The sequence below is a fragment of the Nocardiopsis alba genome (assembly GCF_000710955.1).
Taxonomy (GTDB): Bacteria; Actinomycetota; Actinomycetes; order Streptosporangiales; family Streptosporangiaceae; genus Nocardiopsis; species Nocardiopsis alba.
In genome coordinates this window covers 353276-377801 of sequence record NZ_BAZE01000006.1, presented here as the reverse complement: position 1 = coordinate 377801, position 24526 = coordinate 353276, and the positions used below count along the sequence as shown (strand labels likewise).

Annotated in this window: 20 protein-coding genes and 2 rRNA genes; 17 read left to right on the top strand and 5 right to left on the bottom strand. The window is 70.6% G+C overall.

Translation table 11 applies throughout. The annotated features are described in order from the left end of the window. From TR33_RS14070 to TR33_RS14055, 4 genes are all read left to right on the top strand, one after another. A 23S ribosomal RNA gene (locus TR33_RS14070) occupies positions 1 to 293 on the top strand; the annotation flags it as partial. 84 nt (positions 294 to 377) lie between these two features. Continuing rightward, a 5S ribosomal RNA gene (rrf, locus tag TR33_RS14065) occupies positions 378 to 493 on the top strand. A gap of 239 nt (positions 494 to 732) precedes the next feature. Further along, positions 733 to 2760 carry a tetratricopeptide repeat protein gene (locus tag TR33_RS27255; protein WP_042283522.1) on the top strand — a complete coding sequence of 676 codons (2028 nt, stop codon included), beginning with the start codon at positions 733 to 735 and terminating at the stop codon, positions 2758 to 2760. A 65-nt stretch (positions 2761 to 2825) separates the two neighbouring features. After that, positions 2826 to 3242 (top strand): NUDIX hydrolase, encoded by a 417-nt coding sequence (locus TR33_RS14055; RefSeq protein ID WP_042283518.1) that lies wholly within the window; start codon positions 2826 to 2828, stop codon positions 3240 to 3242. 87 nt (positions 3243 to 3329) lie between these two features. On the opposite strand, the gene TR33_RS14050 is transcribed toward TR33_RS14055, so the two are convergent. Beyond that, entirely contained in the window at positions 3330 to 4334 is a 1005-nt protein-coding gene (locus tag TR33_RS14050) for an MBL fold metallo-hydrolase (RefSeq protein ID WP_014913395.1), read from the bottom strand. Between the two features lie 201 nt (positions 4335 to 4535). On the opposite strand from TR33_RS14050, the gene TR33_RS25705 reads away from it, so the two are divergent. Next, on the top strand, positions 4536 to 5102 hold the full coding sequence (locus tag TR33_RS25705; RefSeq protein WP_052358165.1) for a single-stranded DNA-binding protein: 567 nt from the start codon (positions 4536 to 4538) through the stop codon (positions 5100 to 5102). Positions 5103 to 5146: 44 nt separating this feature from the next. On the opposite strand, the gene TR33_RS14040 is transcribed toward TR33_RS25705, so the two are convergent. The 4 genes from TR33_RS14040 to TR33_RS14025 form a co-directional block, all read right to left on the bottom strand. Beyond that, complete coding sequence (locus TR33_RS14040) at positions 5147 to 6154, bottom strand: HAD-IIA family hydrolase (RefSeq protein ID WP_017535452.1); 1008 nt, start codon at positions 6152 to 6154, stop codon at positions 5147 to 5149. Between the two features lie 180 nt (positions 6155 to 6334). Then, on the bottom strand, positions 6335 to 7147 hold the full coding sequence (locus TR33_RS14035; RefSeq protein WP_014909745.1) for an AAC(3) family N-acetyltransferase: 813 nt from the start codon (positions 7145 to 7147) through the stop codon (positions 6335 to 6337). Between the two features lie 131 nt (positions 7148 to 7278). After that, positions 7279 to 8559 (bottom strand): DUF1015 domain-containing protein, encoded by a 1281-nt coding sequence (locus tag TR33_RS14030; RefSeq protein WP_017535450.1) that lies wholly within the window; start codon positions 8557 to 8559, stop codon positions 7279 to 7281. 152 nt (positions 8560 to 8711) lie between these two features. Continuing rightward, positions 8712 to 9062, bottom strand: coding sequence for an SCP2 sterol-binding domain-containing protein (locus TR33_RS14025; protein WP_017535449.1), 351 nt, complete (start codon positions 9060 to 9062; stop codon positions 8712 to 8714). A gap of 198 nt (positions 9063 to 9260) precedes the next feature. Here TR33_RS14025 and TR33_RS14020 point away from each other — a divergent pair, with 198 nt between their 5' ends. The 12 genes from TR33_RS14020 to uvrA all read left to right on the top strand — a co-directional run bounded on the left by TR33_RS14020 (position 9261) and on the right by uvrA (position 24374). After that, positions 9261 to 9995 (top strand): membrane fusogenic activity family protein, encoded by a 735-nt coding sequence (locus tag TR33_RS14020; RefSeq protein WP_041562309.1) that lies wholly within the window; start codon positions 9261 to 9263, stop codon positions 9993 to 9995. Positions 9996 to 10080: 85 nt separating this feature from the next. After that, positions 10081 to 10260, top strand: coding sequence for a hypothetical protein (locus TR33_RS14015; RefSeq protein WP_014909622.1), 180 nt, complete (start codon positions 10081 to 10083; stop codon positions 10258 to 10260). A gap of 21 nt (positions 10261 to 10281) precedes the next feature. Further along, positions 10282 to 11082 carry a TlyA family RNA methyltransferase gene (locus TR33_RS14010; RefSeq protein WP_014912305.1) on the top strand — a complete coding sequence of 267 codons (801 nt, stop codon included), beginning with the start codon at positions 10282 to 10284 and terminating at the stop codon, positions 11080 to 11082. A gap of 112 nt (positions 11083 to 11194) precedes the next feature. Then, positions 11195 to 12121 carry an NAD kinase gene (locus tag TR33_RS14005; RefSeq protein WP_017535446.1) on the top strand — a complete coding sequence of 309 codons (927 nt, stop codon included), beginning with the start codon at positions 11195 to 11197 and terminating at the stop codon, positions 12119 to 12121. Between the two features lie 51 nt (positions 12122 to 12172). Then, positions 12173 to 13885 (top strand): DNA repair protein RecN, encoded by a 1713-nt coding sequence (gene recN, locus TR33_RS14000; RefSeq protein WP_014909220.1) that lies wholly within the window; start codon positions 12173 to 12175, stop codon positions 13883 to 13885. Positions 13886 to 14027: 142 nt separating this feature from the next. After that, the gene (gene steA / locus TR33_RS13995) at positions 14028 to 15200 is read left to right on the top strand and encodes a putative cytokinetic ring protein SteA (protein WP_014912133.1); all 1173 of its coding nucleotides are present in this window, start codon (positions 14028 to 14030) and stop codon (positions 15198 to 15200) included. Beyond that, entirely contained in the window at positions 15197 to 16297 is a 1101-nt protein-coding gene (locus TR33_RS13990) for a copper transporter (RefSeq protein WP_014912520.1), read from the top strand. The genes steA and TR33_RS13990 overlap by 4 nt, the downstream gene beginning before the upstream one ends. After that, a complete protein-coding gene (locus TR33_RS13985; protein WP_017535445.1) occupies positions 16294 to 17154 on the top strand; it encodes a hypothetical protein in 861 nt (286 codons plus the stop codon). The genes TR33_RS13990 and TR33_RS13985 overlap by 4 nt, the downstream gene beginning before the upstream one ends. Next, the gene (gene murJ / locus TR33_RS13980; RefSeq protein WP_042283512.1) at positions 17138 to 18781 is read left to right on the top strand and encodes a murein biosynthesis integral membrane protein MurJ; all 1644 of its coding nucleotides are present in this window, start codon (positions 17138 to 17140) and stop codon (positions 18779 to 18781) included. The genes TR33_RS13985 and murJ overlap by 17 nt, the downstream gene beginning before the upstream one ends. Continuing rightward, the gene (locus tag TR33_RS13975; RefSeq protein ID WP_014913624.1) at positions 18778 to 19860 is read left to right on the top strand and encodes a glycosyltransferase family 4 protein; all 1083 of its coding nucleotides are present in this window, start codon (positions 18778 to 18780) and stop codon (positions 19858 to 19860) included. The genes murJ and TR33_RS13975 overlap by 4 nt, the downstream gene beginning before the upstream one ends. Before the next feature lie 341 nt (positions 19861 to 20201). Continuing rightward, a complete protein-coding gene (locus TR33_RS13970; RefSeq protein WP_014912469.1) occupies positions 20202 to 21206 on the top strand; it encodes a TerC family protein in 1005 nt (334 codons plus the stop codon). Between the two features lie 333 nt (positions 21207 to 21539). Next, positions 21540 to 24374, top strand: coding sequence for an excinuclease ABC subunit UvrA (gene uvrA, locus TR33_RS13965; protein ID WP_014910945.1), 2835 nt, complete (start codon positions 21540 to 21542; stop codon positions 24372 to 24374). The last annotated feature ends 152 nt before the right edge of the window (positions 24375 to 24526 follow it).

Sequence of the window (24526 nt, the reverse complement as noted above, 5' to 3'; positions counted from 1 at the left end):
GTCCCTATCCGCTGTGCGCGTTGGAGACTTGAGAAGGGCTGTCCCTAGTACGAGAGGACCGGGACGGACGAACCTCTGGTGTGCCAGTTGTCCTGCCAAGGGCATGGCTGGTTGGCTACGTTCGGGAGGGATAACCGCTGAAAGCATCTAAGCGGGAAGCCTGCTTCGAGATGAGGTCTCCTGCCTCCTTGAGAGGGTAAGGCTCCCTGTAGACGACGGGGTTGATAGGCCGGGTGTGGAAGCCTTGTGAGGGGTGGAGCTGACCGGTACTAATAGGCCGAGGGCTTGTCCGCTGCAGATAATTGGATGTTCGCGCACATTTTTCACGGATTTTTCCCCGTGCCTGCCTGGTGGGTGTTGGTGTGGGGGTTGGTTTCCGTGGTGGTTATTGCTGGAGGGTCACACCCGGTCTCATTCCGAACCCGGTCGTTAAGTCTCTTTGCGCTGATGGTACTGCCCTGTGGTGGGGTGGGAGAGTAGGTCGCTGCCACGGTTTTTCTTGGAGGAAGGGGCGCCCCTGTTGTGGGGGTGTCCCTTTCTTTTTTGTGTGTTGGGGGGTGCCTTGGGGTGCCCCCCTTTTTTTGTGCCTGTGTTGTGGACAAGCACACCGTCCCGGCTGTCGGCTTTGGTGATGCGGGTTCGTCCCATGTCGTAAGCTGGAGGGTACGAGTACTTCTGTGCGCTGCTACTGGTCGAGGTGGCAGCGCTTTTGATTGTTGACGGACGGGTTGGATGACTGAGGACAGCCGATCGGGAGACCGCCAGGACTCCGGGGCAAACGACCACAGCGGTAGCCGCTCCGGTGGGCCTGGCGGTCGCGGACGGGGTGAGGAGTCCCGTTCCCGGTCCGGCTACAGGGACTCCCGTGACGACAGGGGCCGCGAAGGACGTCGTGACTTCCGTCGGGACGATCGCGGTGGCCACCGTGACGACCGTCGTGGGGGCTATCGCGATGACCGCGGTGGGTTCCGTGGCGACCGGGACCGTCGCGACGACCGGGGCGACGACCGTCGTGGCGGTTACCGGGGTGACCGTGACCGTCGTGATGACCGCGGTGGCTACCGGCGTGACGATCGCGACCGCGGTGGGTTCCGCGACCGCGATCGGCGTGATGACCGTGGTGGATATCGCGGGGACCGCCGTGATGACCGTGGCGGCTATCGAGGCGATCGCGATCGTCGGGACGACTCCCGTGGCGGGGACCGCGGTTTCCGCGGGGACGACCGCGGCGGTTACCGGGGTGACCGGGACCGTCGGGACGACTCTCGCGGTGGAGAGCGCCGTGATGGCGGTCGTGACTTCCGTAGGGACGACCGTGGCGGCTTCCGCGGAGACCGTCGCGATGACCGCGGCGGTCACCGGGGCCGTGACGACCGGGGCGACGACCGTCGTGGCGGTTACCGGCGTGACGATCGCGACCGTCGTGACGATCGCGGTGGGTTCCGGGGTGACCGTGACCGCCGTGACGACCGCGGTGGCTACCGGCGTGACGATCGCGACCGTCGTGACGACCGTGGCGGCTTCCGTGGAGACCGTGACCGCCGCGATGACCGCGGGGGGTTCCGCGGGGATCGTGACCGTCGTGACGACCGTCGTGGCGGTCACCAGGGCGGCCGGGATCGCCGTGACGACCGTGGCGGCTATCGGGGTCGTGACGATCGTCGTGACGGCGGCCGGGGGCGTGACTTCCGCCGAGACGACCGTCGTGGACCGCGTGAGGACCGCGACCCGGCCGACATCGCCCCGTCCCTCCCGGAAGAGGCGACCTACGACCAGCTCGACGGCGAGATCAAGCGCGATCTGCACTCGCTGCCCAAGTCCCTGGCCGAGCTCATCGGTAAGCACATCGTGGCGGCCGGCATGCTGGTCGACGAGGACCCGGAGAAGGCCTACCAGCACGCGGCCTACGCCCGCCGTAAGGCCTCTCGACTGTCCACGGTCCGTGAGGCCTCGGGCATCGCGGCCTACACCGTCGGCAAGTGGCAGGAGGCCCTGGCCGACCTGCGCGCGGCGCGGCGGATGAGCGGTCGGGACAACTTCCTCGCCGTCATGGCCGACTGTGAGCGTGGCCTGGGGCGCCCCGAGCGCGCGTTGGAGATCGCCTCCGACCCCGCCGCGGGGAACCTGGACACCGCCGACCGGATCGAGCTGCGGATCGTGGCCGCCGGTGCCCGTCGCGACATGGGCGACACCAAGGCCGCCTTGGCCGAACTCCAGGTGCCGGAGCTGAAGGAACGTCGTGCCCGCCCGTATGTGGCGCGTCTGTTCTACGCCTACGCCGACGTCCTCGAAGAGCTGGGACGCACCGACGACGCCCGTGAGTACTTCGCGAGGGCCTCGTCGGTGGACCGTGAGGGCGTGACCGACGCCGATGAGCGTCTGGCCGTGCTCGAGGGTGTGGAGCTGGTCGACATCGACGTCGAGGACGGGATCGTCTGGACCGACGTCGAGGAGGACGGTGGGTCCGAGGAGTTCGTCGAGGCTCCTCGTGACCGTCGTAACGACTCCGAGGACCGCGGCGACCAGGGTGAAGAGCGCCGTGAGAGCGACGACCGTCGTGACGAGCGTGAGGACGACGGTGGTCGGGACGACTCCGAAGAGCGTCCCGAACCCGAGAAGCGCCCCGACTCCGAGGAGCGTTCCGAGAGCGAGGACCGCTCGGAGGACGAGACCCGCGATGACCGTCCCGAAGAGGAGGTCCGAGAGGCCCCCTCCGAGGACGAGGGTCGTGAGGACGACCGGGACCGCGACAGGGACTGATCGGTATCTCGGATCACTCCGATGAAGCGCCGCCGAACGGCTTCGAGCCGCTCGGCGGCGCTCTCGTGCGTCTGGGGGAGCTCCCCGAGGAGTACGACTCGGTCGTCTGCCTGACCTATGTGGGGGAACGACCGTTCCTGGTCCGTCACCGCCGGCGGGGGTGGGAGTTCCCCGGCGGGCATCGTGAACCGGGGGAGGACCTGTACGCCACGGCGCGTCGTGAGGCTCGGGAGGAGGCCGGCGCCACTCTGGGGGAGATCCGGGTGGCGGGTCATTATGTGCTCGCCGGTGGGCACGTCACCGTGGTCACCCATGCCCCGGTCCTGGGTGTGGAGCCGTTGACCGGGCTGTTCGAGACCGTCGAGGCACGTGCCTTCGATCGTCTGCCGTCGGACGAGGAACTGTCCTGGTCGGATGGGCTGTACGCGTATCTGATCCGGGCCCTCGGGCTTCCCGGTGCTCCGGAGCAGGGTCCGACGTAGGTGGCCTCGGACCCGATCACGGTGTGACCGGGGCGGGCGGGGTCCGGGGAACGCGTCCGGTTCTCCGGTGCCCGGACCCCGCGCGGGTCAGGCCCGCTCCTCCTCGGCCTTCTTCCGAGCCTGTTCCTGCTCTCGTGCGAGCCGATCCAGCCAGTGGACGATGCCGCTCACGTTGGCCTCCGGACCGCTGAGGGTGTCCAGGACGGCGACGGTCCCGGGGGAGGCCTCCGGCGGGTTGGGGCGGTAGCGCGAGATCACCTTGTCGCGCACCATCGCGATGGCGTGGTCCAGGTCGCCTCCGGTGTCGTGGGAGTCGCGTACGGTCTCCACCCACAGGCGCAGCTCTCGCTCGGCGCGGTCCATGGTGGCCTCGACCTCCGTCAACGCGCCGAAGTGCGAGAACATCAGCCTCTGGGCGCCGATGTCCCCGAACAGCCGCAGGGTGCGCAGGCAGGCGTCCATGTCGAAGTCCGGCGGCGGGGTGGCCGGTCGCAGGTCCCCGGTGAGCGGGTTGTAGACGCCGAGGGCGTCACCGACGTATAGGTCGCCGGTGCCGGTGTCGACCAGGCCCATGTGGTGTTTGGCGTGACCCGGGGCGTAGTGCGAGACCAGGCGACGGCCGCCGCCCAGGTCGATCTCTCCGGTCTCGGAGACCGCGCGGATGCGGGTCGCCTCGGTGGGGCTCATGTGGCCGAAGAGGGTCTCCAGCCGGTCGCCCCAGACCATCGCGGCGCTGGCCATCAGCCGGCTCGGGTCGGCCAGGTGGCGGGCGCCGCGCTCGTGCACGACGATCTCGGCGTTGGGGAAGAGCGCCGCCATGTCGCCGGTTCCGCCGGCGTGGTCCAGGTGGATGTGGGTGACCACGATGGTGGCCAGGTCCTCGGGGGCCAGGCCGAGCCGGACGACGGCGTCGCGCAGCACCGTGGCGGAGGCCGCGGTGCCGACCTCGACGATGCAGGGCCGTTCGGTGCGGATGAGGTAGGCCGACACGACGCCCGGGTAACCGGCCAGCATCGTGTCGATGGCATAGATCTCGTCCCCCAGCGGGACGATCCCCTCGGGCGGTTCGCTGACGTCCACGTCCTTGTGCACGGCGGGCACCCCTCTTCTACGAACGATGTGCGGCCCGTTCGCCGGGCCGGGTCCGACTCTAGAACAAGGGTGTCATGGCTGTTCGGGGCGGGGTCGGGAGGTTGTCCACAGATTCGATTCGGGTCTTCTCCGCCGGGGTGGTTCCGGGGATCCTGGGATCAGCGCGCGCGTCAGGTGTTCCTCGACGTTAGGAAGTCCCTCGTGTCCATTCGACGTCTTCTCGCCCCGGTTCTCGACGCTCTTCTCTCGCTGTTCTCCCCTGCGATCGGCGCCCTCTCCATCGCCGGTCCCTCCGGCCCCCGTCGACTCGCCCCCGTCTCCTGTTCCGGTCCGCCACCCGGTGACGGGGGACGGAGGGGTGTGGTGTCCGGGGCGGACGAGGGGGACGGTCCGACGGCCGTCTCCGTCGTACCGGAGGTGCCCGATCGGGACCGAGGCCACCGTAACGAGGTGGTCGTGGTGGGTCGGATCACCGCGCCGCCGAGGGTGCGGACCCTGCCCAGTGGGGATCGGCTGGTCAGTTGGCGGATCGGGGTGGCCCGGCCGCGTGATCCGAGCCGTCCGGGGGCGACGGGCAGGGTCGATTCGTTGACCCTGGTCTCCTTCGAGGAGCGGATCGTGGACCGGGTCTCGGGGTGGCGTCGGGGCTCGGTGGTCCGGGCCACGGGTGCTCTACGCCGTCGGATCTGGCGGGGTGCCCTCGGGGTGCGCAGTGTCCTGGAGGTGGAGGTGGCCTCCGTGTCCCCGATCGGGGATGGGGAACGGTGAGGGCGCCGATGACCCCCGGCCGGGGCGGCGCCCGTCCGCGGAGGTCACAGGCCCAGGGCGCGCAGGGCCTCGACGACCGACGGTCCGCTGGGGTCGACCTTCTCGTCCGACCAGACCGCGACGCACAGGGCACGCAGGCCGTCCAGAGGTTCTCCGGCACCGGAGACGTGTACCGTTCCGTCGGTGGTGGTGATGGTCCAGCCACGGCACAGGGTCTGTTCGCCGTTCCGCTCCGGCGCGGGGTGGGTCCGGTTCATCCCGGAGATGTCCCAGGCGAGGTAGCGGGGGCGTCGGTGGGGCGGGGCGGCCACCAGGTCCCGTGGGGTGGCGACCCCGGACAGGACCAGCAGGCCGGCCGCGCCGTGGGTGGTGGCCCCTTCGATGTCGGTGTCCAGGCGGTCGCCGACGATGAGCGGGTCGGTGGCGCCGGTGCGCAGCATGCCCTCTTCGTGGAGGGGGCGCATCGGTTTGCCGGCGACGACCGGTTCGACCCCGGTGGCGTGCGCGATGACACGGACGAAGGCGCCGTTGGCGGGGGTGTGGCCCCATTCTCCGGGCGCGGTGGCGTCGGCGTTGGCGGCCACGTAGAAGGCGCCGCGCGCCACGGCGAGCGCCCCCTGGTCGAGGAGGTCGCGGTTGATGGAGCGGGAGTAGCCCTGGACCACGGCCACCACCGAGGGGTCGTCGACGGTGACGGGGCGCAGCCCCATGCGGCGTACGGCCTGGCGCAGGCCGGTGTCGCCGACGACCAGGACGTCGGAGCCCTGCGGGTGGCGTTCGGCGACCAGACGGGCGGCGGCCTCGGCGGAGGTGACGACGTCGGAGGGGAGGGCGGGTACGCCCAGCTGGGTGAGGTGTTCGGCGATGCGCGCGGGGGTGCGGCCGGCGTTGTTGGTGACGAAGGCGACCTTGGCGCCGGCGGCGCGGGCCTTGCCGATGGCCTCGGGGGCGGCGGGCACGGCCTCGGGGCCGATGTAGACGACCCCGTCCAGGTCCAGGAGCATCGCGTCGTGGAGTTCGTCGAGCGGGCGGTCGGCTGCCTGGAGGGACATGGAGGTCGGTCCGTCTTCTGTGCGGTGGGAGTGGTCGCCTCCAGGCTAGGCCATGGCCTTCGTCTCGTTTCCCGTGGTCCGGGCTCCTCGTGGACGGGGCCCTTCCTCCCGGTGCGGTCCGCGGTGTCCCCCGGTGGTCCCGTTTCCGGACGGGGCGGTGTGGCCCTGCCCGCACGTGTCTCAGCGTGGGCGGTGTTCGCTCAGCCAGGAGGTGGCGAAACCCACCGCCTCGGCCAGAGGGAAGAGGCGTGCTGTCGCGGCGCCCACGGGGCCGGTCGTCACGATTCCGGTCTCCTCCAGGGCCGTGCCCAGGGCGGGGAAGTCGTCGGCGTTCAGGTCCACGTCGGTGACGGTGACCCATTCCCGGCGGCCGGTCTCGGTGCCGATCGCGCAGGAGGTCTCGGCGCGGCGTGGGTTCGGGATCCGGTATTCGGCCAGGTGGAAGGCGGTGCAGGAGTCGTATCCCACGCCCAGGAGCAGGATGTGGGCCCGCTTCTGTTCCAGACGGGCCAGGGGAGAGCGCTCTCCCAGGGCGGAACCGAGCGGGTGGGGGTGCATGAGGTGTTCGGCGTCGGGTCCCAGGGCGGCGAAGGAGGTCTGGGGGTGGGGGCTGCGTACGGCGCCGGAGCGGGTGCGCACGGCCTCGGAGATACGACCCATGTGGGAACCGGGTGTGTGGAGCGGGTCGAAGGCGGGGGTGTGTTCCCGAATCGTGGGCCACCACGAGGCGGGCACCGGGGGCGCGCCCCATCCGGAGGGGTCGGTGTTGTCCGAGGTCTGGGTGGGCACGACCAGGGTTCCGTCGGGCCCGAGGGCGTCGGTCAGCGCCTGGACCACGGCCTGCTCGGATCCGCATACCCACCCCAGGGAGCGGAGGGAGGAGTGGATCAGGAGGGTCAGGCCGGGTCGGACGCCCAGTCGGGCGAGGTCTCGGGCCAGGCTCACGCGGGTTCTGGGACCCTCGGGGTCCGTGCCGGGGTCGGCTGTGGACACGGCGTCGCTCCTGTTCGGGTGGGGTGGATGTTCAGCCTGGCAGAGGTGATGGTCTCGGCGCCGGCGAATATCGCGGGGAGGGCCGGTGGAGAGGCCGCCCCGCCGGTCGGCGAGGCGGGTTCCGGGGCGGGTCAGTCCAGGGTCCGCATGACCAGGCCGGTGCGTGGTTTGGGGCCGAAGGAGGTGGATTTGCGCGGGGTCAGCTCGCCCTGGTCGGTGAGGGCGTAGATCTGGTCGATCCGCATAGGGGGGACGATGACGGCGGTGCCTCGGGTGGCGCGGGCCAGTTCCACGGCCTCGTGCGGGTCGTCGTGCACCATGCGGACCCGCCTCTCCGGGTAACGCCACAGCGGGAGCAGTACCTCGTGCAGGGCGGCGGTGGCCAGGTGTCGCCAGGCGGTGGAATGCCCGGGAGAGGCCTGCTCCAAGGTGGTCTCGTCGAACCCGTGGACCATGTGGGTCTCCCCTTCGGGGGAGGCCAGTAGGAGTGCGGGCGCCTTGGTGCGGTTCGGGATGGCGGGGTCCGGTGCCGGGACGGGTTCGACCAGGGCGACGGTGCGGGCGGCGGCCAGGGCTCGTTCGGTGTCCAGCCCGGGAAGGACACGGTGGATCGAGCCGAGTCGGGGCGGGTGGGTGTCGCTGTCCACCAGCAGGGCCAGCCCGTACCCCCAGTCGGCCTCCTCGTGTGCGGAGCGCAGGCGCCGGTAGGCGGCGTAGCGGTGGTGTCCGTCGGCGATGAGGGCGGAGCGTGCGGCCAGGTCGTCGGAGACACGGCGGTGGAGTTCGGGGTCGGTGATCGCCCAGAGCCGGTGGTGGGCGCCGTCGGCGGTGCGGGTGGAGATCAGAGGGCGTTCCCGTGGGGGGATCGTCTCGGTGATGGTCGTGGCGGCCCCGCCGCCGCCTCGGTAGATGAGGAAGATGGGTTCGAGGTTGGTGCGGGTCTCGTCCATGAGGAGGAAGCGGTCGCGGACCGGGGGTTCGGCCACGTTCTCGTGCGGGCGGACGGGGCTCGGGTCGGTGTCGTCGTCGGGGAGGCGCAGGGCGCCGATGAGTCCGCGTTGGGTCTCGCCGTTCGGGGTGACCTGTTCGTACACGTACAGGGCGGGTTCGGGGTCTCGGACGAGTCGGCCGTCGGAGATCCAGCCGTGGAGTCGTTCGGCGGCGCCCCGGTAGCGGTGGGCGGTGGTGTCCTCGCCGGCGGTGTGCCGGGACAGGGCGTAGGGGAGGGTGACCCTCGCCGCGTTGTAGGGGTCGGAGCGTTGGAGTTCGCGGGCCTCGCGGGCGTCGGGGATGTCGTAGGGCGGCGCGAGGAGGCGGGAGAGGTCGAAATCGCCGTCGATGAAGCGATCGACGTCGGGGGCCGCGTAGCGCAGTCCCCGGAAGGGGGCCAGGTCAAGAGGTCGGCGTGGCATCCCAGAAAGGTACCCTCCCGCGGGCGGCGGTCGTGGGCGGTCGGGGGAGAAGGGGGCACGGTCCCGGTCGCTCGGGGCCCTCCCGCTCGGGGAGGGCGGGTGTGCCTCTGCTCACGTGGGCGGTGGCGGTGTTCTCGGCCCGGGCGCGTCCTTCACAGGAGGCGGCGCATGCGCAGGAGGTCGCCGACGCTGGCGTTGACCTTGAGACGTCGGCTGACCAGGGCCTTGGCCGGGTCCAGGCGGTCCTCGGCCAGGGCCACGAGGTCGTCGCCGGAGACGGTCACCTTGACCTGGGCGGGGCCGCCGGGGGAGGTGAGCGGGCGGTGGACGATGTCGGTGAGTCCGTCGACGGTCAGGCGCATGTCGAAGGCGGTTCCCAGGTCGGGGACGATCACGCTGATGGTGCGTTCGCGTATGTGCTCGCGGCGTTCGGCCTCGGGGCGGGCGAGGATACGCTCGTTCGTTCGGGCGATGCCGTCCAGACACGCGTCGATGCTGCTCATAGGCTCATGATGCCCTATATGGGGATGGTTCCGCCGTTGTTCCGGGTGGAGAGGGCGGAGGGCGGGTCGGTCGGTTCGCGTGTCATGGGAGCGCCGGGCCCGGTAGCGTTGGTGTCGATCCCCGGAGCACGAGGCCCCTCCCTCCTGCCTTCGTTCCCTTTCCTTTTCTCCTTCGGCCCCATCAAGGAGTACGTCATCATGGTCGTCGACGCGGTACGCACCTATCTCGATGCCGCCAATGGCCTCACCGAACTCTCCCGCAAGCAGGCGGTCGCGGCCGCCAAGTCCCTGCTGAAGGCGAACGGTTCGGTCTCGCCGCAGGTCGCGGAGGCCGATGGTCCGCCTCCGCGTCTGGGGCAGAACATCCAGGCTCTGGCCGGTGAGTTGATCGAGACCAGTCAGGCCAACCGGGCGGCCATCGCCGATCTGGTGCGGGCCGAGGTGGAGAGCGCCCTGGAGCGGATGGACATGGTGCCGCGCTCGGAGTACGAGCGTGTGGTGCGCCGGGTCGCGGAGTTGGAGCGCAGGATGGCGGCTCGTCAGCCGGTGGAGCGGGTCGCGGCCTCGCGCGGGGAGACCTCCTCGACGTCGCCGGCCCCGGTCGAGGGTGAGGATGACCGGCGGGAGCCCGTGCCGGCGCCGGAGGCTTCGGTGGCGGCCGACTCCGAGGCGGCCGCGTCGACGGTCGGTTCCGAGCCGGTGGAGGAGACGGCGCCCTCTTCCTCAGAGTCCGCGGTCGAGGGGTCCTCGGCCGGGGAGGAGCGTTCCGAGGGTTCCGACGAGGGGTCGGAGGAGGCCGCGGAGAGCGAGGCCTCCGACGCTTCGAAGGGGGCCTCGGCCACCCGCGCCAAGAGCCGGGCGGGCAACGCCAAGACCGCCAGGGCCAAGACGGCTCCCAAGCGCGGGGCCAAGGGCAAGGGCGGCAAGAAGTAGTTCGGGTAGGGTCCCTCCGAGTGTGGTGGGACGACGGTCGTGAGAGGGCGTCCGGTCGTGGACGTGGAAGGGGGGGCGTGCCTCGATGAGCACCGAGGAGGAGGCCGAGGCCTTGGCGGAGCGTACGCTCGGCGCCACGCGGGAGCGTTTGGCGGAGTTGGACGCGCTGCCCACCCACGAGCACGTCGCGGTCTTCGACGCCCTCCAGCAGGAACTGTCCGGTGTCCTGGGAGCTCTCGGGCAGGGCTCCCAAGGCGCGCGATAACGCCCGGTACCCTAGGTGACCATGGCAAAACGTAGTCGGCTCGACGCGGAACTGGTCCGCCGCGGTCACGCACGCTCCCGAGGCCACGCGGCCGAGATCATCGAGAACGGTTTCGTCCGTGTGGCGGGGATGGTCGCCTCCAAGGCCGCCACCCAGGTCGGGACCGACCAACCCATCGTGGTGCGCACGCCCTCCGACGAACCGCCCTACGTCTCACGTGGCGCGCACAAGCTGATCGGTGCCCTGGACGCCTTCGAACTGTCGGTGGACGGTCGTCGGGCGTTGGACGCGGGCGCCTCCACCGGTGGGTTCACCGATGTGCTGTTGCGTCGTGGGGCGGCCCATGTGACGGCGGTCGACGTCGGTTACGGCCAGTTGGCGTGGGCATTGCGCAGTAATGAGCGGGTCAAGGTCATGGAGCGGGTCAACGTCCGTGAGTTGACCCCCGAGCAGATCGACGAGCCCCGTCCCGATCTGGTGGTGGGCGATCTTTCGTTCATCTCGCTGAAGTTGGTGCTGGGGCCGTTGCGCGACTGCGTCGATCCCGGTGCGGACTTCGTGATGATGGTCAAGCCCCAGTTCGAGGTGGGGCGGGATCGTGTGGGCGCGGGCGGTGTGGTGCGCGAGCCGGCGTTGCGCGCCGAGGCGGTGACGGACGTGGCCGCGCACGCGCTCACGTTGGGTCTGGGCGTGGTCGACGTGGCGGCGAGTCCGTTGCCGGGGCCTTCGGGGAACGTCGAGTACTTCCTGTGGATGAGGGCCGGGGCCGACCCGTTGGATCCGGCCCGGTTGGAGCGCGCGATCGAGGAGGGGCCGTCCTGAGGGGGCGTGGCCGCTCGTCGTAGGAGTCCGGTAACGTGACCCGGCCGGGTCCGCACGAGGCATCCGGTCTGCACCAGACCCCCTGTCGGGGCGTGAACGTGAGGGGACGGCGATGACCGGCGGACGCAGTGTTCTCCTGCTGGCGCACACCGGGAGGCCGGCGGCCGTGCGCAGCGCGCGGTTGGTCCATGAGCGGCTCAGCGGGGCCGGGTTGACGGTCCGGATGCTCGAGGACGAGGTCCGGGAGTTGGCCGCCGTGGGTTGTGAGCTGTCCCCGGTGGAGGCGGTGGCTCCGGAGGTGGCCGCTCACGGGGTGGAGCTGGTCATGGTCCTGGGCGGGGACGGCACCCTGTTGCGCGCCGCGGAGCTGGCCCGCCCCGCGGGGGCGCCGCTGTTGGGGGTCAATCTCGGGCACGTGGGTTTCCTGGCGGAGGCCGAGCGTGAGGACCTGGGGGCCACGGTGCGCAGTGTGGTCAACCGCGACTACGTCGTGGAGGAGCGGATGACCCTGGACGTGGCGGTCTTCAACGGGGGCCGTGGCGATGGGGATCCGCCGGTGCGGTCCTGGGCGTTGAACGAGGCCACGGTGGAGAAGGCCGATTCCCGCCGCATGTTGGAGATGGTCCTGGAGGTGGACGGGCGTCCCCTGTCCAGCTGGGGCTGTGACGGTGTGGTGTGCGCCACCCCCACGGGGTCCACGGCGCACGCGTTCTCCGCGGGCGGTCCGGTGGTGTGGCCGGACGTGGAGGCCCTCATGGTCGTACCGATCAGCGCGCACGCCCTGTTCGCCCGTCCCCTGGTGGTGGGGCCGGAGGCGACGGTGGCGTTGGAGGTGCTTCCGGACACCACGCCGGGCGTGCTCTGGTGTGATGGACGGCGTATGGTCGAATTGCCCGTGGGGGCACGAATCGAGATCACCCGTGCCGATACGCCGGTCCGTCTGGCCAGGCTGCATCGCGCCCCGTTCACCGACCGGTTGGTGGCCAAGTTCGGCCTCCCGGTCGCCGGCTGGCGGGGTCGGGTCGAGCACGAACGCTGAGTGCCGGCGTAGGCACACGCACAGGGCGTCAACTATTCAGGAGAGGGATCGGTGCTCGAAGAAGTCCGCATCCAAGGCCTCGGTGTCATCGACGACGCCGTGTTGGAGCTGTCACCGGGTCTGACCGTGGTCACCGGTGAGACCGGCGCGGGTAAGACCATGGTCGTCACCGGGCTGGGGTTGCTCTTCGGTGGGCGGGCCGATCCGCAGCGGGTGCGGCCCGGCGCCGGTCGCGCGGTGGTCGAGGGCCGGTTGACCGTTCCCGAGGGCGGTCGGGTGGCCACCCGGGTCCTGGAGGCCGGTGGCGACATCGACGACGACGTTCTCATCCTCAACCGTACGGTGTCGGCGGAGGGCCGTTCGCGGGCGACGTTGGGCGGGCGTTCGGCGCCGGTGAGTCTGTTGGCGTATCTGGCCGACGACCTGGTGGCGGTGCACGGTCAGTCCGATCAGCAGCGGTTGCTGCGGGCCGAGCGGCAGCGGTCCTCGTTGGACCGTTTCGCCGGGGACGACCTGGTCAAGGTCCTGAAGCGCTATTCGGTGGCCTACCGGCGGCACCGGGAGGTGGCGGCGGAGCTGGAGGAGTTGGTGGAGCGGGCGCGTGAGCGCGCGCAGGAGGCCGATCTGCTCCGGTTCGGGGTGGAGGAGATCACCGCGGCCGAGCCGGTGCCGGGTGAGGACGCCGAGTTGTCGGCGGAGGAGACGAGGCTGGCGCACGCCGATGGGCTGCGGGTGGCCTCGACCACCGCGCACGAGGCGCTCACGGGCGATCCGGCCGCGGCCGACGTGCAGGCCGACGTGGTGGGGCTCTTGTCGGCGGCCCGGCAGGCGGTGGCCTCGGTCAGTGAGCACGATGAGGATCTGGCCTCAATCGGGAGCCGGTTGGACGAGGCGTCCTACATCATCACCGACGCGGCCACCGAGTTGGCCTCCTATGCCGAGTCGGTGGAGGCCGATCCGGCCCGGCTGGCGGTGGTGCAGGAGCGTCGTGCCCTGTTGACGCAGTTGGCGCGCAAGTACGGCGAGACCACCGACGAGATGTTGGCGTGGGCGGAGAACGCCTCCGCGCGGTTGTCGGAGCTGGACGGCGACGACGAGCGGATCGAGGAGTTGCGGGCCGAGGTCGAGGAGTTGGCGGCCGATATGGCCGAGGCGGCCGGTGAGCTCACCGAGATCCGTGAGGCCGCGGCCGAGCGTTTCGGGGAGGCGGTCACCGAGGAGTTGACCGCGTTGGCGATGCCGCACGCCCGGGTGAGCGTGCGGATCACCACGGGGGAGGAGTTCGGCCCGCACGGTCGTGACGAGGTGGAGCTGTTGTTGGCCCCGCATCCGGGGTCGGCTCCGTTGCCGTTGCACAAGGGTGCCTCCGGTGGTGAGCTCTCGCGGGTGATGTTGGCGATCGAGGTCGTGTTCGCGGGCGCGGATCCGGTGCCCACGTTCGTGTTCGACGAGGTGGACGCCGGGGTGGGCGGTAAGGCGGCGGTGGAGATCGGGCGGCGTCTGGCCCGGTTGGCCCGTCGTGCCCAGGTCATCGTGGTCACGCACCTGCCGCAGGTGGCGGCGTTCGCGGACGCCCATCTGGTGGTGGAGAAGTCCACGGAGGGGCTGGTCACCGAGAGCGGTGTGGTCCGTCTGGATCGGGACGGTCGGGTGCGCGAGTTGTCCCGGATGCTGGCCGGTCTGGAGGATTCGGAGCTGGGTCGGGCCCATGCCGAGGAGCTGTTGGGCAACGCCGACCCGGATCGGGCGTATCCGAGGGCTTGAGGGGGTGTCGCCGGTGTCCTGAGCGGACACCGGCGACGTTTTGCCCCGAAAACGCCGATCGGCCGACTGTTGTAACTCTACGTGAGTGAGTTCTGACAGTATGCCAGCGATGAAGGTATCGGATGCGCTCAGCGCGACAGTCATGCGATTCCGACGCTCTCGGGCGGAGACCTCCACCGGGCTGGTCGCTCCCGTCCGCTCGGACCGTCGTACCAAGAACCTGACCAAGCGGCTGCGCCCCGGCGACATCGCCGTGATCGACCACGTCGACCTCGACCGTGTCAGCGCCGAGGCGCTGGTCGGTTGCGGGGTCGGCGCCGTGCTCAACGTCGCCCCCAGCATCAGCGGCCGCTACCCCAACCAGGGGCCGGAGTTGATCGTGGGCGCGGGGATCCCCCTGCTGGACGACGTCGATCCCGAGGTCTTCACCCGTGTGCGCGACGGGGAACGGTTGCGTCTGGAGGGCGACACCCTCTATCGGGGAGAGGAGGTCGTCGCCCGAGGCGTCCTCCAGGACCGGGAGACGGTGGAGGAGGCCATGCACCGGGCCCGTGCCGGTCTGGCGACCCAGTTGGAGGCCTTCGCCGCCAACACCATGGCCTACCTGCAACGCGAGCGCGATCTTCTGTTGGACGGGATCGGGATCCCGGCGATCGGTACCGCGATGGAGGGAAGACACGTCCTCATCGTGGTCCGCGGCTACCACTATCGCGAGGACATCGCGGCGCTCAGACCCTACATACGCGAGTTCCGCCCGGTCATCATCGGTGTGGACGGCGGAGCCGACGCGGTGATCGAGGCCGGATACCGGCCCGACATCATCGTCGGCGACTTCGACTCGGTCTCGGACCGTTCCCTGAGCAGCGGCGCCGAACTCGTGGTGCACGCCTATCGGGACGGTCGGGCGCCCGGACTGCAACGGCTGCGGGACCTGGGGCACGACGCCGTGGTCTTCCCCGCGACCGGCACCAGCGAGGACGTGGCGATGATGCTCGCCGACGGGGCGGGGGCGAGCATCATCGTGGCTGTGGGCACCCACGCCACGATGGAGGAGTTCCTCGACAAGGGTCGCGCCGGGATGGCCAGCACCTTCCTCACCCGGCTCAGGGTCGGCGGCAAGCTTGTCGACGCCAAGGGCGTGAGCCGTCTGTACCGTTCCCGCATCTCTCCGTGGGCACTGCTGGGCCTGGTGGCCGCGTGCCTTCTGACCATCGTGGTCGCCGCCTACTGCTCACCGGCCGGCCAGGTCTACCTCACCTTTCTCGCGGCGCGCTGGGACGCGTTCGTGTACTCGCTGACGGGGCTGTTCACGTGATCGACTTCCGTTACCACCTGGTGTCCATCGTCGCCGTGTTCCTGGCGCTCACCGTCGGGCTGGTCCTGGGCACCACGATGCTCCAGGACCCGCTGCTCAACACGCTCCAGTCCGAGACCGCCGACCTGCGCGGGCAGAGCGAGGAGCTCAGGGCCGAGCGCGACAGCGCCGATCGGCTCAACGAGGGGGCCGACCGTCTGGCCGACGCCGTCGGCGACGACGTGTTGGAGGATCGGCTGCGCGACGTCGGCCTGGTCGTGATCGGCGCTCCCGGGGCGGACGAGGACATGGTGGCCTCTTTGGAGGAACGGGCGGAGGCGGCGGGGGCCGACGTCCAAGGGCGGGTGTCCCTGGAGGACGCCTTCGTCGACGACGGTGGCGCCACGTTCGTCGACGAGCTCGCCCTCCAGGTGTCCCTGACCCCCGAGGACCTGACCGGCGGCCCCTACGACAAGGCGGGGGTCGAGCTGGGTCGGGCGTTGGCCGTCGGGCTCGACGAGGAGACGGAGACCCCCGAGGCCCCTGAGGAGGGGGCGAGCGAGGGCCCCCGCGAAGAGGACGTCGAGGAGAGCGCCCGCCCTTCCGACGAGGACGATTCCAAGGGCGCCGAGGCCGTCCTGGCCGCCTTCGAGGAGGGCGGCCTGATCAGCGTGCGGGGGAACCCGGCCCGGTCCGCCGACGCCCTGCTGGTGGTCGCCCCGGCCGGGGCTCCGGAAGGGGAGAGCGAGGCGGCCAACACCCTCCTGACCGGGTTCACCACGGCGTTGAGCGAGACCGTGGGCCCCACGGTCCTGGCCGGGGGCACCGAGGCCGCCGGTGAGGGCGGTCTGATCGCCCGTGCCCTGGCGGAGGAGGCCCCCTACAGCACGGTGGACGTGGCCGGTCGACCCACCGGTGACGTGGTCACGGTGCTGGCCCTGGCCGGGGCCCTGGAGGGGACCCGGGGGGCCTACGGCATCGGCGAGGGCGTCTCGGGTTTCCTGCCCGAACCGTTGCCCGGACCGATCGCGAGCGAGGACCCCGAGGCCCCCGAGGCCGACGCCTCCTCGGGCGAACAGGACGAGGCCCGTCGCTCCGCCTCCGGAGAGGAGGAGTGACCGTCGTGTTCGACCGGATCCCGACCCTGGCCGCCCGAGGGCTGACCGGGGTCGTCCTGGGCGGGCTGGCCGCCCGCTCCACCTACCGTCTGATCACCCGGGGGCCCGGACGTTCCGAGGCCTGGCGGCGGACCAACTTCCGGGGGAGGACCGTCACCCTCAAGGAGGGGCCGGCCCTGGCCTCCGGTGTGTGCGCGGCCTCCGCGCTGGCCCCGGGGGTGTCCCCGCGGGTGCGCGCGGCCTCGATCGTGGCCGCCGCGGGCGCGGCCGGGTTCGGCGCCTACGATGATCTGGCCGGATCGGACCGGGCCAAGGGGCTGCGCGGCCATCTGGGCGCGTTGCGTCGCGGCGAGGTCACGACCGGGGCGGTGAAGATGGCGGGGATCGGGGCGACCGGGATCGTGGCCGCCGCCCTGCTGCGTCGGGGTCCGTTGGACACCTTGATGGACGGGGCCCTGATCGCGGCGGGCGCCAATCTGATCAACCTGTTCGATCTGCGTCCCGGCCGCGCGGTGAAGTTCGCGCTGCTCACGGCGGCACCGGCTCTGGTCACCCCGGCCGCGCCCCTGGTGGGCCCGGTGTTGGGCGCCTCGGCGGCACTGTTGCCCGATGAGTTGGCCGAGCGTTCCATGTTGGGCGACGCCGGGGCCAACGCCCTGGGCGCGGCCCTGGGTGTGGCCGCGGTGGCCCAGGCCTCGCGCCCGGTCCGGGCGGCACTGCTGGGCGGGGTGGTCGGTCTGACCCTGGCCAGCGAGGTCACCAGTTTCTCCCGGGTGATCGAGCGGGTGCCGGCGCTGCGCCGTCTGGACCGCTGGGGGAGGAACGCTCCGGAGGTGACGGGTGGGCGGGGTACGTGAGGACCGGCCGGTTCGTGACGGCGAGGTGACCCGGGGGGTCGCCGCCGCGGCCGCGCTCATCGCCGTGGTCACGGTGGGGGCGCGGCTGGCCGGTTTCGGCCGTACCGTCGTCTTCTCCCAGACCGTCGGCGACACCTGTCTGGGCACGGCCTACGTGACCGCCAATCAACTGCCGGCGGTGTTGTTCGAGATCGTCATCGGCGGGGCCCTGACCGCCATGGTCGTGCCGGTGCTGGCCGCCGCGGTCCGCAACGGCGACAGGGACCAGGTCCGCCACACCACGTCCGCGCTGATCACCTGGGTACTGCTGCTCTCCCTGCCGTTGGCGGCGCTGCTCGCCCTGGCCTCGGTGCCGGCGATGGCGCTGATGTTGGGCGGGGCGGGCGGTTGCGACCACGCCGCTCTGCTCTCCCTGGCCTCCCGGATGCTGATGGTGTTCGCGCCCCAGGTGGTCTTCTACGGGCTGGCCGCCGTGCTGTACGGGGTGTTGCAGGCGCACCGCAGGTTCCTGGGGCCGGCGTTGGCCCCGTTGGTGTCCAGTCTGGTGGTCATCGCCGCCTACCTGGCCTTCGTGCCCCTGGGGGAGGGGCACCGTCGGGATCCGGCGGGGCTGCCGCTTCCGGCGGAGCTCGTCCTGTCGTTGGGCACCACGTTGGGCGTGGTGGCGCTGTTCGTCACGGCCCTGGTGCCGGCCCGGGGGCTGGGGTTGCGGCCGCGGCCGTGTCTGACCTTCCCGCCCGGTGTGGGGGCCAGGGTGCGGGCCCTGGCGATGGCCTCCCTGTTGCCCCTGGTGGCCATGCAGGTGTCGCTGCTGGTGGCGGTGGCGCTGGCCAACTGGGGCGGAGGCGCCGGGGCCGCGGTGCTCTACAGCTACGCGTGGGCACTGTTCACACTGCCCTACGGGGTGATCGCGGTGCCCATCGCCACCAGCGCCTTCACCGAATTGACGGTGGCCCACGCCGAGGACGACCGGGAGGGGTTCGCCCGGCTGGTGTCGGCCTCGGCCAAGGCCGCGGTGGTGATCACCGCCGCCGCGGGCACCGCTCTGGCCGGCGCGGCCGGCCCCGTGGCGTCGGTGTTCGCCCAGGTCGATCCCCTGCCGTTGGAGCGGGCCCTGCTCGCCTACGCGCCGGGTGTCGTGGGGTTCGCGCTGGTGGCCCTGCTCGGTCGTGCCCTGTACGCCTCCCACCACGGTCGTCGAGCCGCCGCCGCGCAGGTCGTGGGCTGGGTCGTGGTGATGGTGTGCGCGGTCGCGCTGGTCTCGGCGTCGCCGACGGGGTGGGCGATCGCGGGCCTGGGGGCGGGTACCGCCATCGGGCTGAGTCTGGCGGCGGCCCTGCTGTGCGTCGGGGTGGTCCGCGCGCACGGACGTGCCTGTCTGGTGGGGCTGCCCCGCTCCCTGGCCGCCGCGGTACTGGGCGGGGGCGCCGGTACGGCGGTGGGCCGGTTCGTGGCCGAGATCGCTCCGCAGGGGGGCACCGGTGCCGCGGTGGTCGCGGCGATGGGCGCCGGATGCGCGGCGCTGGTGGTCTTCGGTTCGGTCGCGGTCCTGGTGGACCGCACCGCCGTGCGAGCGGTGGCCGATCGGGCCCGGAACGTACTCGAACGTAGGAGGGGGACGCGGTGAACGACCGGATCGCGTTGGTGATCGGGAGCAGTACCGGAGGTGTGGGTCGCCACGTGCGCTCGCTGGGGGAGGGGCTGCGTCGGCGGGGTCACCGGGTGGCGGTGGTCGGGCCGCCCGAGGCCGATCGGGAGTTCGGTTTCTCCGAGGCGGGCATGCGGTTCTCGGAGGTGCGGATCGGCCCGTCGCCGTCGTGGAACGATCCGCGGGCGGTGGTGCGGCTGCGGGCCCTGTTGGGCGGGGCCGACGTGGTGCACGCGCACGGTATGCGGGCGGGGGCGTTGTGCGCCCTGGCCGGAGCGCGCCCGTTGGTGGTCACCGCGCACAACGCCCCGCCCTCGGTCTCGGGGCCGCTGTCGGCGGCCTTCCCCGTGCTGGAGCGGATCGTGGCGGCCAGGGCCGATCTGGTGACGGGGGTCTCCGGCGACCTGGTGCGCCGGCTGCGCGCGGCGGGCGCCGCGGACGCCCGACCGGCGGTGGTGGCGGCTCCGGACACGGGCGGCACGATCAAGGGGCGGGAGGAGACGCGTCGGGATCTGGCGGTGACCCCGGAACGCCCTCTGTTGTTGACCGTGGCGCGTTTGGCCGAGCAGAAGGGGCTGGACGTGCTCTTGGAGGCGGCGCCCGCGATCGCCGACCGCGCGCCCGAGCCGGTGGTGGCGATCGCCGGGGACGGTCCTCTGTGGGGGAGGCTGCACGACACCGCCGCCGAGATGGACGCGGACGTGCGCATGCTCGGGAGTCGGAGCGACGTGGCCGATCTGTTGGCGGCCGCGGACCTGTTCTGTCTGCCCTCGCGCTGGGAGGGGCCCTCGTTGGTGATCATGGAGGCGTTGCGCGCCGGGCTTCCGGTGGTGGCGACCCGGGTCGGTGGGATCCCGGACCTGTACGAGGGCACGGTGGAGATGGTGCCGCCGGGGGACGCCGGGGCGTTCGCCGCGGCGGTGGGGCGTGTGCTGGACGATCCCGAGTACGCGGCCGATCTGCGGGCGCGCTCACGCGAGGCGGCCCGGAACCTGCCGGACGAGGAGGACGCGGTGGAGGCCGCGTGCGCTCTGTACAAGGCGGTGACGCGGGGGTGAGCCCCGGTCGCCTTCGGACGGGGCGGTGGCCGGCGGAACGGTCTGGTGAATGTGTCCCCGGGGTGGCCCCGGTACCACCGGGCCGGCGATTTTCCTTACCGATCTTTTGATGGCATGCTGATCTTCGGCTCGTGTGGCGTACCCTGGTCGGGTGCGCTTCATGCGCCTACTTCACCACGTGAGGGGAGTATCCCTGTCGCGGCGGCGCCGTCATCACGGAGTACAAGGGCGTGCTCCCGGTTCCGTCGGTCCACACCGTTCCGGTGTGGGCGGGAGAGACCTCCGGTTCGTTATCGTGCGCGCACAACGCTCGCGCGCACCGACCGGAGGAGAATCCGTCCGTGAACGTTCCCCTGTGGGTCTGGGCTGCCACGATCGCGGCCATGATCCTGATCCTGACGCTGGATCTGATCATCGTCGACCACCCCTGGAGCAAGACCAAGGGTCCCAAGGAATTCGGGATCAAGCAGGCCGCCTGGTGGGCTGTCTTCTACATCGGTATCGCCGTGGTGTTCGGCCTCGGTCTCATGTACTTCGGCGGGGCGACCTCGGGCGCGGAGTACTTCGCCGGGTTCGTCACCGAGAAGAGCCTGAGCATCGACAACCTCTTCGTCTTCTATCTGTTGATGACGGCGTTCGCGGTGCCGAAGAAGTACCAGCACGAGGTGCTGCTGGTCGGTATCGTCCTGGCGATCATCATGCGCGGCGTCTTCATCGTCCTGGGCGCCCAGGTCATCAACGCCTGGAGCGAGGTCTTCTACCTCTTCGGCGTCTTCCTCATCTACACCGGCTACAAGATCGTCCGTGACCACGTGAAGGGCGACGAGGAGGAGAAGGACTTCACCCAGACCCCCGCGGTCCGTCTGGTGAAGCGCTTCTGGCCGGTCACCGACGACTACCACGGCGCCAAGCTCACGGTGAAGCTCGACGGCCGTCGTCACGTCACCCCGATGCTGCTGGTGATCGTCGCGATCGGCGTCATCGACCTGGTCTTCGCCGTCGACTCCATCCCGGCGATCTTCGGTCTGACCCAGGACGCCTACATCGTCTTCACCGCCAACGCCTTCGCCCTGATGGGTCTGCGCCAGCTCTACTTCCTGCTGGCCGGGCTGATGGACCGTCTGGCCTACATCAGCTGGGGCCTGTCGGCGATCATGGTGTTCATCGGTGTGAAGATGATCCTGCACGCGCTGCACGAGAACGGCGTCCACGTCATCGACATCGGCATCGGCACCTCGCTGACCGTCATCATCGGCATCATGACCATCACCGTCGTCGGCAGCCTGATCAAGTCCCGCTCGGACTCGAAGAAGAAGACCGAGAGCGAGGCGATCGAGGGTTCCTGACCCCGGCCGGATCCGGCCGGATCCGATCGAGGAGATCGAGCCGAACCTCGTCGTTTCGAACGGCTGTTCGTCTATAGTGGTGGTGTTCTGACGCCGGAGCGTCATGGGCACCACCACTCTCTTCTGGTGGAAGAAACCGTCATGGGCGATCGTTGGTCTTGTCGGACGGGGTAGGGATCTCCTCCTCCCCGCTTCCCCTCAGCGGCCCGGCCCCGAGGCCGAGGCGGCCCTGATGGGTCCGCGACCGCCGTACCGCGAAGCCGCACGGGTCAACCGACGTCACGCGACGTGGTTGGACGTCCGGTGCGTCACAGCCGAAGGATGTCTCACTCGATGGTCGAACAACTGGTGGTGCGTGGAGCACGGGAGCACAACCTCAAGGACGTGTCCCTGGATCTGCCACGCGACTCCATGATCGTGTTCACCGGGCTGTCCGGATCGGGCAAGTCCTCGCTCGCCTTCGACACGATCTTCGCCGAGGGCCAGCGCCGCTACGTCGAGTCCCTTTCGGCGTACGCCCGCCAGTTCCTCGGCCAGATGGACAAACCCGACGTCGACTTCATCGAGGGCCTCTCGCCCGCGGTCTCCATCGATCAGAAGTCGACCAGCCGCAACCCGCGTTCCACGGTCGGGACCATCACCGAGGTCTACGACTACCTGCGCCTGCTCTGGGCCAGGGTGGGCGTGCCGCACTGCCCCGAGTGCCACCGCGAGATCGCCCGGCAGAGCCCGCAGCAGATCGTCGACCGGGTCATGGAGATGACCGAGGGCACCCGTTTCCAGGTGCTGGCCCCCGTCGTGCGCGGCCGCAAGGGCGAGTACGTCGAACTCTTCAAGGAACTCCAGTCCAAGGGCTACACCCGCGCGGTGGTCGACGGCGAGGCGGTGCGGCTGGACGAGGCGCCCAAGCTGGGCCGCTACGACAAGCACGACATCGCGGTGGTCGTGGATCGGCTCAGCGTCAAGCCCGGCTCCCCGGGCCGGCTCACCGACTCGATCGAGACGGCGCTGAAGCTGGCCGGCGGCACGATCGTGCTGGACTTCGTCGACCTGGACGCCGAGGACCCCGAGCGCGAGAAGGTCTTCTCCGAGCACCTGTACTGCCCCTACGACGACCTCTCCTTCGAACAACTCGAACCGCGCTCCTTCTCCTTCAACGCCCCCTACGGCGCCTGCCCCGACTGCTCCGGTCTGGGCACCCGCATGGAGGTCGACGCCGACCTGCTGGTCCCCGACCCGGAGAAGACCCTGGCCGAAGGGGCGATCTCGCCCTGGTCGGGCGGGCCCAACAGCGGCTACTGGGAGCGGATCCTCACGGCGTTGGGCGAGGCGATCGGCTTCGACCTGGACACCCCCTGGGAGCGTCTGCCCCGCAAGGCGCGCAAGGCCATCCTGGAGGGGCACGGCACCCAGGTGCACGTCAGCTACCGCAACCGGTACGGGCGCAGCCGCTCCTACTACACCGAGTTCGAGGGGGTCGTCCCCTGGGTGCGGCGCCGCCACTCCGAGGTGGAGAGCGACCACACGCGCGAGCGCCTCGAGGGCTACATGCGCACGGTGCCCTGCCCCACCTGTGAGGGGACCCGGCTCAAGCCGGTGGTGCTGGCCGTGACCGTGGGCGGTCGCTCGATCGCCGACGTCGCGTCGATGTCGCTGCGGGACAGCGCCGCCTTCCTCGCCGACCTGACGCTCTCCGACCGGGACATGGTCATCGCCTCCCAGGTGCTCAAGGAGATCAACGCCCGGCTGGGGTTCCTGCTGGACGTGGGTCTGGACTACCTGAGCCTGGCGCGTTCGTCCGGTTCGCTCTCGGGCGGCGAGGCCCAGCGCATCCGGTTGGCCACCCAGATCGGTTCGGGGCTGGTGGGCGTCCTCTACGTGCTGGACGAGCCCTCCATCGGGCTGCACCAGCGCGACAACGCCCGCCTGTTGGAGACGCTCCAGCGGCTGCGCGACATCGGTAACACGCTCATCGTGGTCGAACACGACGAGGACACCATCCGCGCCGCCGACTGGGTCGTGGACATCGGCCCCGGCGCGGGCGAGCACGGCGGCCACGTCGTGGTCTCGGGCATCGTCGACGAGCTGCTCACCTCGACCGACTCGCTGACCGGCGACTATCTGTCGGGGCGGCGCGCCATCGAGTTGCCCAAGCTGAGGCGGCCGGTCACCAAGGGCCACGAACTGGTGGTCCGAGGGGCGCGGGAGAACAACCTGGACGGGATCGACGTGACCTTCCCGCTCGGGGTGTTCACCGCGGTCACCGGTGTGTCCGGTTCGGGTAAGTCCACCCTGGTCAACGAGATCCTGTACAAGGCCCTGGCCAAGGAGCTCAACGGCGCCCGCGACGTGCCCGGTCGGCATCTGCGGGTCAACGGCACCGGCAAGGTCGACAAGGTGGTGCACGTCGATCAGAGCCCGATCGGTCGTACCCCGCGTTCCAACCCGGCCACCTACTCCGGGGTCTTCGACCACGTGCGCAAGCTGTTCGCGCAGACCACCGACGCCAAGACCCGCGGCTACCAGCCGGGCCGGTTCTCCTTCAACGTCAAGGGCGGCCGTTGCGAGGCCTGCGCGGGCGACGGCACGCTCAAGATCGAGATGCAGTTCCTGCCCGACGTGTACGTGCCCTGCGAGGTCTGCCACGGAGCCCGGTACAACCGGGAGACCCTTCAGGTGAAGTACAAGGGCAAGAACATCTCCGAGGTGTTGGACATGCCCATCTCCGAGGCCCTGGAGTTCTTCGAGCCGATCAACGCGATCCGCCGCCACCTCCAGACGCTCAGCGACGTGGGGTTGGGCTACGTGCGGTTGGGGCAGCCGGCCACGACCCTGTCGGGCGGTGAGGCCCAGCGGGTCAAGCTCGCCGCGGAGCTTCAGCGCCGTTCCACCGGGCGCACCGTGTACGTGCTGGACGAGCCGACCACGGGTCTGCACTTCGAGGACATCCGCAAGCTGTTGGGCGTGCTCGACCGGCTGACCGAGAGCGGCAACACGGTGATCGTCATCGAGCACAACCTCGACGTCATCAAGACCGCCGACCACGTCATCGACATGGGCCCCGAGGGCGGTTCCGGCGGTGGCATGGTCGTGGCCCAGGGGACCCCGGAGGAGGTCGCCGCGGTCGCGGAGTCCTACACCGGTCGTTTCCTCGCCAAGATGCTCTGACCCTCTCTTCGGTCCGTTCGGGGCCCGCGTCGCCCTCCGGTGACGCGGGCCCCGCTCCGTACCCGGCCGCCCTGCCACGTGAGGGGCGGGATCGGGCACTCCGGGCGGGCTACTACAGTTCGTAGTGGACTGTCAGGCGCAGGTGAGGAGCG